Raw genomic sequence first — 13322 nt, 5'->3', positions numbered from 1 at the left:
TTCCAGTTTGATTAATTTAAAATCAACTACTACACTAAAGTGGCATTTATCACAAGGAGGTTTGTAATGAATAAAACTATCAATTTGGTATGTGTTGCTTCAACAATGCTTGGCCTAGGTGCTTGTACTACAACGGAAACGGTGAATTCACCTGGATATCGAACTAATTATGCCTATTCTTCGGGTTATGTTTCACCGGGGTATACAAGAAGTTATTATGGGGTAGGCTTGAATAGCGGTTACTATAACAGCCCTTATCGTTACTATAATACTTCTTATGGTTATGGTTACAGTCCTAATTATTATTCTGGTGTAGGGTATTACTCCAACAATTTAGGATATGGAATTGGAACAGGATATTACTCCGGCTATAGACACTATAATAGACATATCGGATATCAGAATAATTATGTTGGATATGGAAATACTAAGTATTATAACCGCCACATGAGGTATCAAAGCAACCAAGTCGGTTATCAAAGTGGTCAAGTAAATTATCAAAAAAGATATAGACATTCCCAAGTTAATTACCAAAGTAATCAGCTAGGTCATCAAAATACCCAGCTTAATTATGGTCAAGGTACTTACCAAAAAGGGCAGATAAATTATCAGAACGGTCAAGGTACTTACCATAAAAACCAAGTAAATTACCAAAGTGGTCAAGGTACTTACCAAAAAAACCAAGTAAATTATCAAAGTGGTCAAGGTACTTACCAAAAAAAACAAGTAAATTATCAAGGTGCCCAAGCACAAGGAAAATATAAAAAGAACCAAATGGCCCCTCAAAATGGGCAGGTAGGTTATTAATAAATTAATAATAATGAACGTAGGTTAGGACTTGGTTTTGTCCTAACCTTTTTTGTTAACCGCTATGAACATACTAACCCCGCCAAAGATATCTATAATTAAAACAAATAGAACTTAAAAGGTATGAAGAATTTAATTCTAAAGTAAGGCAATAAATACTTTTTACTCAGCAAAAGGAAAGATTAAAATGTTAACCGCTGCTTTTATTTTTTTAGTTATAGCTATCGTTTCAGGATACATTGCATTTAAAGGAACCGATCCTACATCAACACCGAATGCTAAAATTGTATTTTATATTTCTACACTGATTTTTCTCTTATTGCTTATTATATATATTTTTCACTCACCCCCACCAGCCACTACTGAAATTCAAAATCCTCTTTTAAATTAAGGAGGGTAAAGGTTTTGCTTCATCTAAGGTGCATATTTTGCCGCTTTAAAATTAAAGAACATTTTAAAGCAGCTAATCTCAGATTCCGGAGGGCCATGTTTTATTGGGTAAAATTAGTATGAAAAAATTCGTCAGAAACAGGAACGAATTGAGGGTCCACAGGAGTTTTAGGAGCATAAATACTTTCAGATAATAATGATGACTTGCAGGGGTTTAGCGAATGCGGCAGCTTCGATGCCGCTTCTTTATCGAGTAGTACCGTAACGTTTTTATGAGCATATAAAGCAGTAGCCGGGATTTCTTCATTCGGTGAAGAAGCAGCATAAACCCTTGAAATTATGTCTGCTTTGGCAAAACCTGTCGCTAACAAATAACATGCTTTAGCGTTTTGGATGATTGTTCCGATACCCATCGTTATAGCATGTGTTGGTACTTCATCTTTAGTCTTAAAAAATCGTTGGTTGGCTTCACGAGTCTTATCATCTAACTGGATTAATCGTGTCTTAGAATTAAATGCAGATCCTGGCTCATTAAAACCGATATGACCGTTTAAACCCAAACCTAAAATTTGAATGTCTATGCCCCCCACCTCTTTAATCTGTTCTTCAAATTTTTTTGCATGTTCCTCAATTAATTCAAGCGGCACCGTGCCATCAAGCATATGAATATTTTCTTTTTTAATATTCACATGATTAAAAAAATGTTCATGCATATAGTAATTATAAGATTGATTATGGCTTGGCTCCAAACCCCAATATTCATCTAAATTAAATGTAATTACTAATGAAAAATCTAAGTGTTCTTTTTGATGTAGTCGAATTAACTCTTTATATAAAGGCTCGGGAGTGCTCCCTGTTGCAAGACCTAAAACCGTCGGTATCCTTTTCTCATTATTTTCCATTATTTTCTTTTGAAGTGCTCGAGCAGCCTTACTTGCCATTCCTTCAGGTGTTTCCCTAACAAAAATGCGACTAAACATAAAAAACTTTCTCCGTGAGTTCGAGGGTAATAACCGATAAAATCCAGAATTTATAATAAAACGAATGGCTACTAAAAGCACGCTTCTTACAACCGCTCATTCATCTCATTCTTATATTTTGTTACAATGCATCATGTGCAGGATGCCAATGAATAGTAAAAATTTGATTTATCGACTTACGATTCTAGCTAATTGAGCAAGGGAACTCTTGGCATTTCCTGAGGAGTTAAGTTCTAAAGAATCTCTTTAGATCCTTAACTGCAGCTAATCCCAAGAGGGGACTGAAATGGTAATTAAAAATATCTATGTTTATAACGATTCAGGGATGAAGGAATTAAAACATGTGCAAGTTACCGATAATGGTGTAAAGGTACTCTTCAATGTAGATGAGGATTTGTCGCCTCTTCAAGAGGAAAAAACAATTGACTCTAAAGGCTCTTATTTCCTAATGCCAGGATTGTTAGATGCGCATGTCCATGGTCAAGGGGGTATTGATTTCGCTGACTTAGATGATGAAAAGAGTGATGAATCGTTGGAGTGCATTGTTAAAGCACTAGGAAAAACGGGACTTTCTTATGCATTGGCAACTTTAGTATCTATGCCAATACCCGCCTTAAAGAAATCATTGATAGAAATAAATGATTTTGTTTTGAAACAAGAACTTTTTCCTATTGCAGGTCAAACTCAAATCGTGGGAGTTCATCTAGAGGGACCCTTCATCGCCAAGAGTTGCAAGGGAGCTCATGCTGAAGAGGCGCTGCAGGACAGTATTTCTATAGAAAAATTTAGAGAGATTATTAGCGTAGCACCGAATATAAAACAATGGAAAATTACCATCGCACCCGATTTACCAGGCGCAGAAGAATTTATCAAACAGACAAAAAATCTGGAGCAGGAAGGCATTTTTGTAAAAGTATTTATCGGACATTGCAATCCACCCGATAAAGAACTCATTGGGCGCGCTGTTGCAGCAGGAGCTTGTGGATTTACGCATCTCGGTAATGGTTGTCAAGAATCATGTAGCCGAGAAACACGAAAACTTACTTTAAATGATGCAAAAAGCCACGTGGTCCAATGGATACTTGAAAATCCTGAGCGTTGCCCTGCGGGTGTGGAACTTATTGCGGATGGAGTACACCTATCACCTTCATTTATTTCTCTGATACGCAGTACCATTAAAAACAAAATTATACTGGTAACAGATGCCCTTGGTCCCACGGGTTGTAAAGATGGAGTCTATAAACTAGGGACCTTGGATATTTGTAAAGAACAAAATAGTTTCTATTTGGCAGATAATAAAGGCGATTTTCTTATGAAAAAAGGAATTTTACCCTCTGGAGAAGAAGGATCCGTTAAAACACTGGCAGGCAGCGCAGCTTCATTATCATTTTGCGCGCAAAAATATTTTGAATCGATGCCACATGAATCGCCAGAAAATCGTATGGATTTTATGTATACCGCACTTATCACCAACCCCCGAATAACTTCTTTATCTAGGGAAGGGATTCACAATTTATCGGATGACAAAAATTTTTCTATTTTTAATAGAAATGGACAACTTATTTTGAGTTCATGTCATGGCAAAGTAATAGAGCATCAGCAATTGAGCTGGCCTGTAACGGGTATGCTGCAATGTGGCTTCTTATCAAAGCCCCCTACTGTCCAAGATTCATCCGAACCCGAGACCCATTGGACTTACAATTAGCGCGAGTAGAGCTCTCTCCTGTTTAAACTTCATGGTTTACGCGTATGCTATATTTAATTAAATGAATCATTGCTAATATTTTAAGAAAAGATAGTTAGAGCCGATTTTCAAGCTTACATCTCTCAAAACATGGAGTATGTTAGATGAGTACCCAGCAATCCATTCGTATTGGACAGTCAGCCGCAAAAGAACCGCAAACCGCAGTCAAAGAGTTTCATGCTGCAGTATGTCAACCTAATATGGAACTTGTTCTCTTTTTTTGCTCCAGTTTTTATGATCTTAATGCCATAGCTAATGAATTAAATACCCTCTTTCCGAATGTGAAAGTAATTGGATGTACAACCGCGGGTGAAATTGGACCCAATGGTTATACAGATCATACTCTTTCAGGTGTTAGCTTTGCATCCGATGGTTTTACAGCCGTTGCGGGTTATCTAAACGATTTAAAAAATATAAATTATAATAAGGGACAGGTATTTGTTAATAATTTGCTTCAACAACTTGAAGCGCGAGCTCCTTCTACTAATTCTGAAAACAGCTTTGCCTTTTTGTTAGTAGATGGATTATCGCAACGCGAAGAACAAGTTACTAATATTTTACAAGATATCTTAGGGGAAATTGAGCTTTTTGGTGGCTCCGCCGGCGATGACCTTCGTTTCAAGAAAACATGGGTCTTTGCAGAGGGTGCCTTCCATACAGATTCTGTCGTTCTTATCTTGGTTAATACAATTTATCCTTTTAAGTTGTTCAAAGCTCAGCATTTTGTTTGTGGAAATGAAAAAATGGTCGTGACCCAAGCAGATCCCGAGCAACGAATTGTCAATGAAATTAATGGTTATCCAGCAGTAGAAGAGTATGCCCGCATCGTAAAAACCCCAGTGAATGAACTGGATCCCATGCAGTTTTCATTAACGCCCTTGGTGATACGCATCAACGGAGTTGATTATGTGCGATCGATTCAAAAAGCTAACCCAGATGGTAGTTTAATGTTTTACTGCGCAATCGATAACGGTTTAGTTTTTATGGCTGCTCATGGAATTGATCTAATAAAAAATGTGGAGCAAACCTTTCAAGAAATTCAAACATCTATCGGCAAGCCACAATTGGTCCTAGCATGTGATTGCATACTGCGAAATTTGGAGATGCAACGTCAGGGATTGAAAGAGGACGTAGAAAAGATTTTTAGGAACAATAACGTGGTTGGCTTTAGCACTTATGGGGAACAATTTAAGGGCATTCATATAAATCAAACCATAACAGGGCTAGCAATAGGAGCATTACGGGAAAATCACGATGCCTGAGAAGAGTCTTAATAATACTAAAGAATTGCAAGCGGAAATTGAACGCCTCAATAAAATTGTTAAGGCATTGATTGATAGAGCTGAACAAGATATGAATGCTCCACGAACAGATTTTGGAGTATTTCAAAACACAATTATTCTTGAAGATAAAGTAAGAAAACGCACTCAAGAGTTAGAAGAATCACTCCAAATAAATGCAAAGATAACTCGTGATTTACACCAAGCAAAAAAGCAGGTGGAACAAAGTGAACAGTATTTACGTGACATTACATCTGCGTTGGGTGAGGGTTTATTAGTCATCAATAAAGAAAGTAAGATTGAGTTTGCGAATGACGCAGCATGCAGTATCTTAGGCTATACAGAAGCTGAAATGCTGGGTCAAAATGCCCATCAACTATTTCATCATTCCTACCATAGTGGTATCCCCTCTCCAATAGAGGATTGTAAAAATATGGAAGTGATACAAACCGAAAAACCTTATATGAGTGATGAAGATTATTTTTGGCGTAAAGATGGATCATGCTTCCCTGTTTCTATAATTACTACGCCCATTCGATTAAAAAAAAATACCAAAGGGATTGTGATTGCATTTCATGATATAACTCAATCAATACAAGAGCGAAATCGTTTACGGGAAATGCAAGCAGCTATTGAACAAAGCCCTGTATCCGTTCTGATCGTGGATAAACAAAGAACGATTATTTATGCCAATCCGCAAATCATCAAATTAACAGGCTATTCTCGGGAACAATTATACGGTCAAAAAACAGAAATTTTTCATGGAAAAATGACACCTAGAAATGTATTAGCTGATTTATGGAAAAAGATTCAATCTGGCCGACCCTGGAATGGCGAACTTCTCTACCACCGAAATAATGGAAAGCCACTCTGGCAATCGTGGAGCATTGCCCCTGTTTTTAATACTCATGGAGAAATTCAACATTTTGTGGGTGTAGGGGAAGATATCACTGAAAAAAAGAAACTCCAGGTATTGCTCCAAGAAATGTCTTATCGGGATGGATTGACCGGGATCGCCAATCGTCGTCGATTTGATGACTTTCTTAAACAGGAATGGAATCGTGCATTGCGTTATTCCAAACCCCTATCCATTATTATGATGGACATTGATTTCTTTAAGCGTTACAACGACAGCCTTGGTCACCTGGCTGGCGATGACGCTTTGAAATATGTCGCTCGAGCATTAAAAAATAGAGTAACCCGAAGTACTGACTTGCTTGCACGGTATGGTGGTGAAGAATTCACTTGTATTTTACCCGATACGCAAATGGCCGGCTCACTTAAGTTCGCCGAGTCCTTACGCCAAGCTGTGTTTAAATTGAAACTCCCACACCCTGATTCAGTTATATCTCCTTTTATAACGATTAGTGTGGGTGTAGCCTGTTGTCTTCCTAAAGAAGATAACCTAAATTACCTATTAAATTTTGCAGATGAAGCGCTGTATCGTGCAAAATCGCAAGGACGCAATCGGGTCGAGTTCATTGATTTAACCTAGAAGGTGGATGAGAAAGAATTCATTCATTGGTTTTAGTCGATATGATATTAGGATTCTTACTGATGTAAGATAATTTACTTATACGATTGCTGGTTTGTACTGTGGGTTTTAAGTAGGCTAAACACAAAATGCTTGCAACCAATGCAGTAATACAACATAAAACAATGGGCAAAATAATGGATACAACAATCAGCAAACCGCCGGCAAAGCAAATAATAGCATCACCTAAGGTCCGCAAGCTTAATTGTGCGCCCATAACTTCGCCCTGAATGGTAGTATGGGATCGATTTGAGATATGTATAGTCATGGTTGTGGTAACACTGGTGATGCTAAACCCAAGGAGTCCAAAAAAAAGAATCATAATCGAAGGATATTGAAAAGCAATCATGGCAGCAAAAATCAAAGTGGTTGCCATCATCGCCAGAATTATAATTTTATGAATCGGCATACGTTTTGAAAGATGCTGTGGGAGCCATGAAGCACCTAAAGCAAGTGCGGCTGATAATACCGCATTATACCCTGCAATCATCCCTGGTGACATATCCCATTTTCCTGCTAGATAAACTGGCCCAAATTCATAAAAGATATCTACGGCAAAGGTAAACAGGGTACTGATAACCAACAAATGTATCAAATGTGGGTGATTTTGAAATAATAATTTGAATTGTCGGATAATGTTGAGTCTATTCCATATACTTTCTTTTTCAAGTTGGTGCAAAATTTTATAGTCGGGTAATTTCCACCAGGAAAGTCCCAGTGTGGAAATTGAAGCCATTGCTGCAAAAGTAAAAGGGAGAGACCACGAAAACCAGGGGACGATGGATGAGTTGGATAATAGTCCACCAATAATTGGTCCAATGATGTAACCTACTCCGGCCATACTGTTGATCCGGCCAAAACTCACATACTTGTTGATGGTAGTTAGCTCAGACGCGAGTGCCCTTGCAACAGCAAAAGTCCCCTCCATGAATCCCGTTAAAAAGCGACTGAATAATAATACCCAAAAGCAATTGGTCCAAAAAGAGATGACTGTTAGGAGATAACCCAGTGTGCTGCCCGCCAAACTAATCATCATTATTTTTTTGCGGCCGTACAAATCTGAACTTCGCCCCAAAATAGGGGAACCAATGAATTGTCCCAGCGGAAAAATTGCAAGAGTTAGCCCGAGTAAAATACGTCTGCTGTTTTCACTCCACCCGGGAGAAATAATCAACTGGTTTGACGATTGTAAAAATAGAGGCGGCAAAATGGGATAAGCAATAGATGAACCAATAAAACTGATAAAGACGATCAGTAAAATAATCCAGAGTTGTCTTTTTTCTTGAGTTGTTTGCGTGTACATGTTCCTTCTTGGCCATTGAACTAACCAGGCTATTGACTTAAAAGATTTCGATTATTCTAACTTTTTTTTCTCCATAGGTCGATATTTTTTCATAAAGAACATTATTGAATCATATTTAAAACTGACCGTAACTTACAGCATTACAGTCATTTTCAAGCAACGCTTTAAATTGCTCTACCCATGTATTATCAACAAAATCAGGCAGCACTAAATTCTCCGTAGGACGCATTGTGGCTTCAAAATGTTTATACAAATAGGGGCGATAATAAGTAAGGGCAGGGACTTGCAAATCTATTTGTTTGGCTTTTTCATCATTAACCCGTACACGCAATATATCTTTAAAATAAATATTCCTTTCAAAATTAAGCATCTCATCATCCGACATGACTCCACCTTGAAAGATGAGCGTTTGCCTGCTTGCCGCAGATAATCGTGCATAATAGTCCTTTTTCTTGGCTGCTAAATAGCGTTTCGCATTTACATGATTGCCAATAAGCAAGGCAATTTTTGCAGAAAATCCAAGAGAATAGGCCAGTTGGGCTCCGAGCCATTCATGATGCACCACGCCTAAATCAGCCATCATATTTTGTTGGGTACCGGGAATAAAATGTCCAATATCATGAAATAAGCAGGCAAGAATAACTTCCAGATTATGCCCCGCTTGCTCCGCAAAATAAGCACATTGTAAAGCGTGTTCTAATTGCGACACAGACTCTCCTATGTAATCCATGTCTTCGGCGCAACCCAAATACTGAAATGCCCTATCAATTTTTTGGTTTATTGAGTTCATTTACATAACTTCGGTTGCGGTAATCGGATTAGCCACATTATAAATAGCAGCACCTGCGGAATAATCTTTATTAGGATCACGCTCACAGTCTGGAGGAAATTTGTCTCTTTTATCCTGATAATAAGCGTCCCGTTTAATCCCACCTTCAGCAAATTTGCTAAATGTGATAAACAGCGCACGCCGAGGTTTATTGCTACGATTAGCCTCAGAATAATGGGGTAAATAGGAATCAAACAATATAACGTCCCCCGTTCTACATTCAATTGGAGACCATGAAAAAGTCTCAGCAATCTCTTTCCTGATGGATCCATCCACCTCTTGAGGAAGAATCATAGGTTTATTCGCACCGCCCTGGACTACTTGCAAACACCCATTTTCTAAGGTGCAGTCATCTATAGCCACCATCATGGTAATGTGAAATCGTTGATTAAAACTAATAAAAGCAGGAGCATCTTGGTGCGGCTTAAATCCTCCTCCGCCTGGGAATTTATAATTAATTTTTTCTTTGAAAATAGCCGCTTTCTCTCCCATTAATGAAGAAACCAAGTTTAAAGTACGTGCACTATTAGCTACCTCATACATACCTTGATGGTAATCAATAAAATTTTCGACGCGACAAAGCTGGCGCTCCCCCTTCGCATTTTGCTCAAAATATTTCATCCATTTTCCTGGTGTTTCGGGCCAAGAGGTTAATTCATCACACCAGATTTGCAGTTGCTGCTTCAACTCACTAAATAAGAAATCCCGTATTACTATAAATCCCTGCGCGCTCCAGAAATCATATTGTTCTTCACTCAGTAGATAATCCATATTTTTCCTTACGACGTTGTTAGCATTGTATTTTCAGTAATTGGTTCTGATAACGTAACCAATTTAGCTTCTTCCTTTTCTAAATATATTGTTAATAACCAGCCCAGCAGAACGGTGCTTGCCAGGATAGCTAGAGTCAGATAGATACCCAATCGAACTTGAAATACAGGTAAAAATACGGTGCCGATAAACGCTCCGAACTTACCTGTCCCCGCCGCGAGTCCATGACCAGTGGCTTTAAATTCAGGATTATAAATTTTTGCAGGCAGCAGATAAGTTGAAATTCCTGGTCCAAAATTTATAAAAAAATTGAAGAGGATGAAGCCGACAAAAATCGTACTGGTGTTGGGAAAGAGGTAACTTATGCTAAGAATTAATAAGCCCAAAAACGAAAACAAGAATCCAGTTTTTTGCAATTTAATCAGGGGTACGTGATTTACAAAAAAAATGACTGCAAAAGCGCCTAACGAAACAAAAATATTGACCACTAAAGTGCTTTTCAAAACTTCGGTTTGTGCGCTTAAAAAGCTCGCTTCGCTCGATAAGTTAAATGCTTGTAAAACATAGGGGGTAAATAACCCTATTCCATAATAAGAAATATCTAATAAAAACCAACACAGACAAAGACACACAGTAATCTTTATCATTCGAGGAGAAAATATGAATTGGTAGTTTGTAAGAATAGTATGTTTGGAGTGTGGCTTTAAACGTTGATGAACTTTCCATAAAAAACTTTCAGGCAATTTGGCTCTAAATAACAACCCTACCACAGCAGGAATCGCGCCCGAGGCAAATATCCAACGCCACACATCCAATTGTGGATGAAGTTTAAAGAGTAACCAAGCAACGAGGACACCTACTGGGGAAGCAAGACAATTGATAAACATCGCCGTTGCAATGAATTGATTATTTTTATGAGGTGGGATCATTTCGGCCAAATAGGCTGCACAAATAGGATAATCCGCACCTACCCCAAAACCAAGTAAGAATCGGAATACACAAAGAGAGGTGATATTCCAAGCAAAGGCCGAACAAATCGCGACAAATACAAAAAAAATCAGATTTATAATGAGCATGCTTTTCCTACCCACCATATCTGCCAATCGTCCCACGATAATTGCGCCAAATACTGCCCCAAGGGGAGCTGCAGCCTGAGTAAGCCCAATCATAAAGGAGGAAGGATGATACACAGCATAAATAAAAGGTTCAGCTACTGAAGCGATATATAAATCATAACCATCAATGAACAAACCCAAGGCACAAACTATCCAAACATGAAGGGTTAGGGATTTATTAGTATTTTCGTCCATGAAAATCTCTATTAGTAATAAAAGATTGAACTTTTATTATGAAAGCAATTAGTTGATTTTTAACACAATCGTATCACAAAAACAAATAAGATCATTTGACCTAAAAAGCAAGCGGCCTATCTTAACAAAGCCCAGTTTACTTCCTAAATTTTAGAAAAATAAGACACAAAGACATGGACTTAACTCAACCAAAAATACCGATCGTGGTATTATTTATACTGTTTATCAGAACCCTTTAATTGAACAGTTCATTGAAGGTGGGCATAAGTGTCGCAGGCCCTCCCCTTATGGAAAGGTGGGTGTCCCTCACGGTTCCTGTTTTTTTGACTTTTCGATCTTATGACTGCTGTATTAGGAGCCCATTCTCATTGAAGCGCCCTCTCTTTCAGGCATTACAAAGTCACTAAGAGGTTGATTCGATGATTGGAATTTTCCACCTTCATACACACTTCCATTTCCATTGTATAAAGTACCATCTCCATTGGAATAAGCGAGCACTTCATTTTTCTCATTAACCAGAATAAAAGAGCGATTTGCTTTAGCTTGAGCTCCAAAGAAAACACCTACTTCTTCCTCAGAAGGAAAACTTAAAGTGAGTTTTCCATTTTTTTCTTCAGGTTCTTTATACCAACTTTGCTCGCTGTATTTTCTCTTATAGTCTTCAAGAATAAGTTTAGAGTCTTCGCTCTCAACTCCAATTTTTTTCATAAACCCTTTCTTCAATTCTTCTTCCATTTGCTGGCTGCTCATTTGCAAAAACTCTTTATGCTTGGTCTCGAGTTTCATTTTCTCTTGCATATCATTTTGATTTAAAACACCCAGATCTTCCTGTTTTTTCTTTAAATCAAGTAATCGTTGAATCTCTTTTTTAAGTTCTTCTTGCTTTGAACTCATCACTAAACTCCAGCTATTTTTGAAGTATTGTAGTCTAAAAATCAATCAAGATTTATTTTAAATTAAACTTTTTTACAGATTTATTACAAATGACTTATTCAAAAATCTACTTCAACTAAACGAAACAAACTCCAAATTATTGGTTCAATGAATTGGATTTTCCTACTATTTCCTCTTCAAAAAATTGAAGAGGAATATTTTTTACTTCAGATGGAATTAACGAACGCTCTAAGTAGCCAAAAAGAAGGTCGTTAATAATCAACGCCAGTATAGATAAGGCTAATGTGGTTAGGAAAAAAGCTCCATAGTCCATGTCAAACTGGAACGCGATCAAGGATGCTAGTAGTAAGCCTAATCCACTGGCCATTCTACTTCTAATGGTCCTATTCCAATAAAATGCCCCATTCTTTTCATATCGCATTCTTTGAATATTTTTCAATTGGGTAAGTCGTTGTTCCTTATACTCTTGATAATCCGAAGCTTTTTGTCGAAAATCGTTGTACTTGTAAGGAGAAAAAAAGCAATTGGCATCTAAACTTATCCCATTAAAGCGTTGGCAGCTTAATGCAACAGACAGCATATCTCTAGGGTTAAGAAGATAATTTTTATCTTCATTCTGAGCATTAAGAATCATTAAGAGTATTTCATTAGCAAGTTTATCAAAAGGACTTTGATTTTGTTGACCGGCATTGCGCATTACTATTCCTTGTTTTTAGCAGACACCTACCACTCCTGGGATCTCAGTACAGGAGAAAGCTAAATATAGTGTCACAAATTTAAAACTGATGGTAGATAAGCTCCTTTTTTAAGCAACGAGAGCGGAGAAATTGTTCTATAATTAATCATATCCATTCTTGTGGGAGCCCCACTATGTTAAGCCCATCAATTAGAAAATACATGCACACTCATAATATTCCCTATAAGACCATCAGTCATCCTAGAGCATATACCGCATCCCAATGTGCCCAGGCAGCCCATATTAAAGGAAATCATTTTGCTAAATCAGTAGTGGTTAAATTGGATGGCAAATTTGTATTGGTCGCAATCCCCGCCAATACCCGTCTCAATTTAGACCTATTCAAAAAAGAGACTCAAGCAAAACGAGCAGAAATTGCTAAAGAGTTCGAATTTCAAAACAAATTTACTGACTGCGAAGTGGGCGCGATACCCCTTTTAGGTGAACTTTATAATATGGAGGTCTATCTGGCCGATAGTCTTGCACATAAAGAATGGCTTGTCTTTAATGCGGGAAACCATGATCAACTGCTAAAAATCAAAGGTGAGGACTTTTTAAAATTGGTTCATCCAAAAACCTTATTGCAGTGTTGAAAACAGTTTTCGATGGTAAGAAATTTCTAGTTCAACAGTAGACTTTTATACATACTTTAAGCACGGAGTGAAATATGGGAATTGCTGTAAATATGGGCCGTTAGTTGGAACAGTCAAACCGTAAAAACGTATCGCTCTTAATAAATACTTA

Annotated in this window: 13 protein-coding genes; 6 read left to right on the top strand and 7 right to left on the bottom strand. The window is 37.6% G+C overall.

The window, feature by feature from the left end; genetic code table 11:
- The first annotated feature begins 66 nt into the window (after positions 1–66).
- Positions 67–807 (top strand): hypothetical protein, encoded by a 741-nt coding sequence (locus tag HBNCFIEN_RS03905; RefSeq protein WP_182392779.1) that lies wholly within the window; start codon positions 67–69, stop codon positions 805–807.
- Positions 808–994: 187 nt separating this feature from the next.
- Complete coding sequence (locus HBNCFIEN_RS03900) at positions 995–1198, top strand: DUF1328 family protein (RefSeq protein WP_182392778.1); 204 nt, start codon at positions 995–997, stop codon at positions 1196–1198.
- 100 nt (positions 1199–1298) lie between these two features.
- Here HBNCFIEN_RS03900 and nagB read toward each other — a convergent pair whose 3' ends face one another.
- Positions 1299–2177 (bottom strand): glucosamine-6-phosphate deaminase, encoded by an 879-nt coding sequence (gene nagB, locus HBNCFIEN_RS03895; protein ID WP_182392777.1) that lies wholly within the window; start codon positions 2175–2177, stop codon positions 1299–1301.
- Positions 2178–2463: 286 nt separating this feature from the next.
- Between nagB and HBNCFIEN_RS03890 the strand changes: the two genes are divergently transcribed.
- The 3 genes from HBNCFIEN_RS03890 to HBNCFIEN_RS03880 all read left to right on the top strand — a co-directional run bounded on the left by HBNCFIEN_RS03890 (position 2464) and on the right by HBNCFIEN_RS03880 (position 6696).
- On the top strand, positions 2464–3882 hold the full coding sequence (locus HBNCFIEN_RS03890) for an N-acetylglucosamine-6-phosphate deacetylase (RefSeq protein ID WP_182392776.1): 1419 nt from the start codon (positions 2464–2466) through the stop codon (positions 3880–3882).
- A gap of 143 nt (positions 3883–4025) precedes the next feature.
- Complete coding sequence (gene nosP / locus HBNCFIEN_RS03885; RefSeq protein ID WP_182392775.1) at positions 4026–5183, top strand: nitric oxide-sensing protein NosP; 1158 nt, start codon at positions 4026–4028, stop codon at positions 5181–5183.
- Positions 5176–6696 (top strand): diguanylate cyclase, encoded by a 1521-nt coding sequence (locus tag HBNCFIEN_RS03880; protein ID WP_182392774.1) that lies wholly within the window; start codon positions 5176–5178, stop codon positions 6694–6696. Before nosP ends, HBNCFIEN_RS03880 begins: the two co-directional genes overlap by 8 nt.
- A 19-nt stretch (positions 6697–6715) precedes the next feature.
- Here HBNCFIEN_RS03880 and HBNCFIEN_RS03875 read toward each other — a convergent pair whose 3' ends face one another.
- From HBNCFIEN_RS03875 to HBNCFIEN_RS03850, 6 genes are all read right to left on the bottom strand, one after another.
- Complete coding sequence (locus tag HBNCFIEN_RS03875) at positions 6716–8038, bottom strand: MFS transporter (RefSeq protein WP_182392773.1); 1323 nt, start codon at positions 8036–8038, stop codon at positions 6716–6718.
- Positions 8039–8153: 115 nt separating this feature from the next.
- Positions 8154–8828, bottom strand: coding sequence for an HD domain-containing protein (locus tag HBNCFIEN_RS03870; RefSeq protein WP_182392772.1), 675 nt, complete (start codon positions 8826–8828; stop codon positions 8154–8156).
- Positions 8829–9638, bottom strand: a complete 810-nt coding sequence (locus tag HBNCFIEN_RS03865) for a phytanoyl-CoA dioxygenase family protein (RefSeq protein ID WP_182392771.1) — start codon at positions 9636–9638, stop codon at positions 8829–8831.
- Positions 9639–9646: 8 nt separating this feature from the next.
- A complete protein-coding gene (locus HBNCFIEN_RS03860) occupies positions 9647–10948 on the bottom strand; it encodes an MFS transporter (RefSeq protein ID WP_182392770.1) in 1302 nt (433 codons plus the stop codon).
- Positions 10949–11299: 351 nt separating this feature from the next.
- Positions 11300–11842 carry a type IV secretion protein Dot gene (locus HBNCFIEN_RS03855; RefSeq protein WP_182392769.1) on the bottom strand — a complete coding sequence of 181 codons (543 nt, stop codon included), beginning with the start codon at positions 11840–11842 and terminating at the stop codon, positions 11300–11302.
- 136 nt (positions 11843–11978) lie between these two features.
- Positions 11979–12539: an F-box protein gene (locus tag HBNCFIEN_RS03850; RefSeq protein WP_182392768.1), complete on the bottom strand. Its 561-nt coding sequence runs from the start codon at positions 12537–12539 to the stop codon at positions 11979–11981.
- Positions 12540–12712: 173 nt separating this feature from the next.
- On the opposite strand from HBNCFIEN_RS03850, the gene HBNCFIEN_RS03845 reads away from it, so the two are divergent.
- On the top strand, positions 12713–13171 hold the full coding sequence (locus HBNCFIEN_RS03845; protein ID WP_182392767.1) for an aminoacyl-tRNA deacylase: 459 nt from the start codon (positions 12713–12715) through the stop codon (positions 13169–13171).
- Positions 13172–13322 lie beyond the last annotated feature (151 nt).

The organism is Legionella sp. PC997 (assembly GCF_014109825.1).
GTDB lineage: Bacteria > Pseudomonadota > Gammaproteobacteria > Legionellales > Legionellaceae > Legionella.
This window is presented reverse-complemented; position numbering and strand designations above follow the sequence as displayed.

Bases quoted from the DNA above. Each gene is read 5' to 3' on its own strand.
- HBNCFIEN_RS03880 (WP_182392774.1), top strand. From the start codon at position 5,176: ATGCCTGAGAAGAGTCTTAATAATACTAAAGAATTGCAAGCGGAAATT.
- HBNCFIEN_RS03860 (WP_182392770.1), bottom strand. From the start codon at position 10,948: ATGGACGAAAATACTAATAAATCCCTAACCCTTCATGTTTGGATAGTT.
- HBNCFIEN_RS03850 (WP_182392768.1), bottom strand. From the start codon at position 12,539: ATGCGCAATGCCGGTCAACAAAATCAAAGTCCTTTTGATAAACTTGCT.
- nosP (WP_182392775.1), top strand. From the start codon at position 4,026: ATGAGTACCCAGCAATCCATTCGTATTGGACAGTCAGCCGCAAAAGAA.
- HBNCFIEN_RS03890 (WP_182392776.1), top strand. From the start codon at position 2,464: ATGGTAATTAAAAATATCTATGTTTATAACGATTCAGGGATGAAGGAA.
- HBNCFIEN_RS03855 (WP_182392769.1), bottom strand. From the start codon at position 11,842: ATGAGTTCAAAGCAAGAAGAACTTAAAAAAGAGATTCAACGATTACTT.
- HBNCFIEN_RS03845 (WP_182392767.1), top strand. From the start codon at position 12,713: ATGTTAAGCCCATCAATTAGAAAATACATGCACACTCATAATATTCCC.
- nagB (WP_182392777.1), bottom strand. From the start codon at position 2,177: ATGTTTAGTCGCATTTTTGTTAGGGAAACACCTGAAGGAATGGCAAGT.
- HBNCFIEN_RS03870 (WP_182392772.1), bottom strand. From the start codon at position 8,828: ATGAACTCAATAAACCAAAAAATTGATAGGGCATTTCAGTATTTGGGT.
- HBNCFIEN_RS03865 (WP_182392771.1), bottom strand. From the start codon at position 9,638: ATGGATTATCTACTGAGTGAAGAACAATATGATTTCTGGAGCGCGCAG.
- HBNCFIEN_RS03900 (WP_182392778.1), top strand. From the start codon at position 995: ATGTTAACCGCTGCTTTTATTTTTTTAGTTATAGCTATCGTTTCAGGA.
- HBNCFIEN_RS03875 (WP_182392773.1), bottom strand. From the start codon at position 8,038: ATGTACACGCAAACAACTCAAGAAAAAAGACAACTCTGGATTATTTTA.
- HBNCFIEN_RS03905 (WP_182392779.1), top strand. From the start codon at position 67: ATGAATAAAACTATCAATTTGGTATGTGTTGCTTCAACAATGCTTGGC.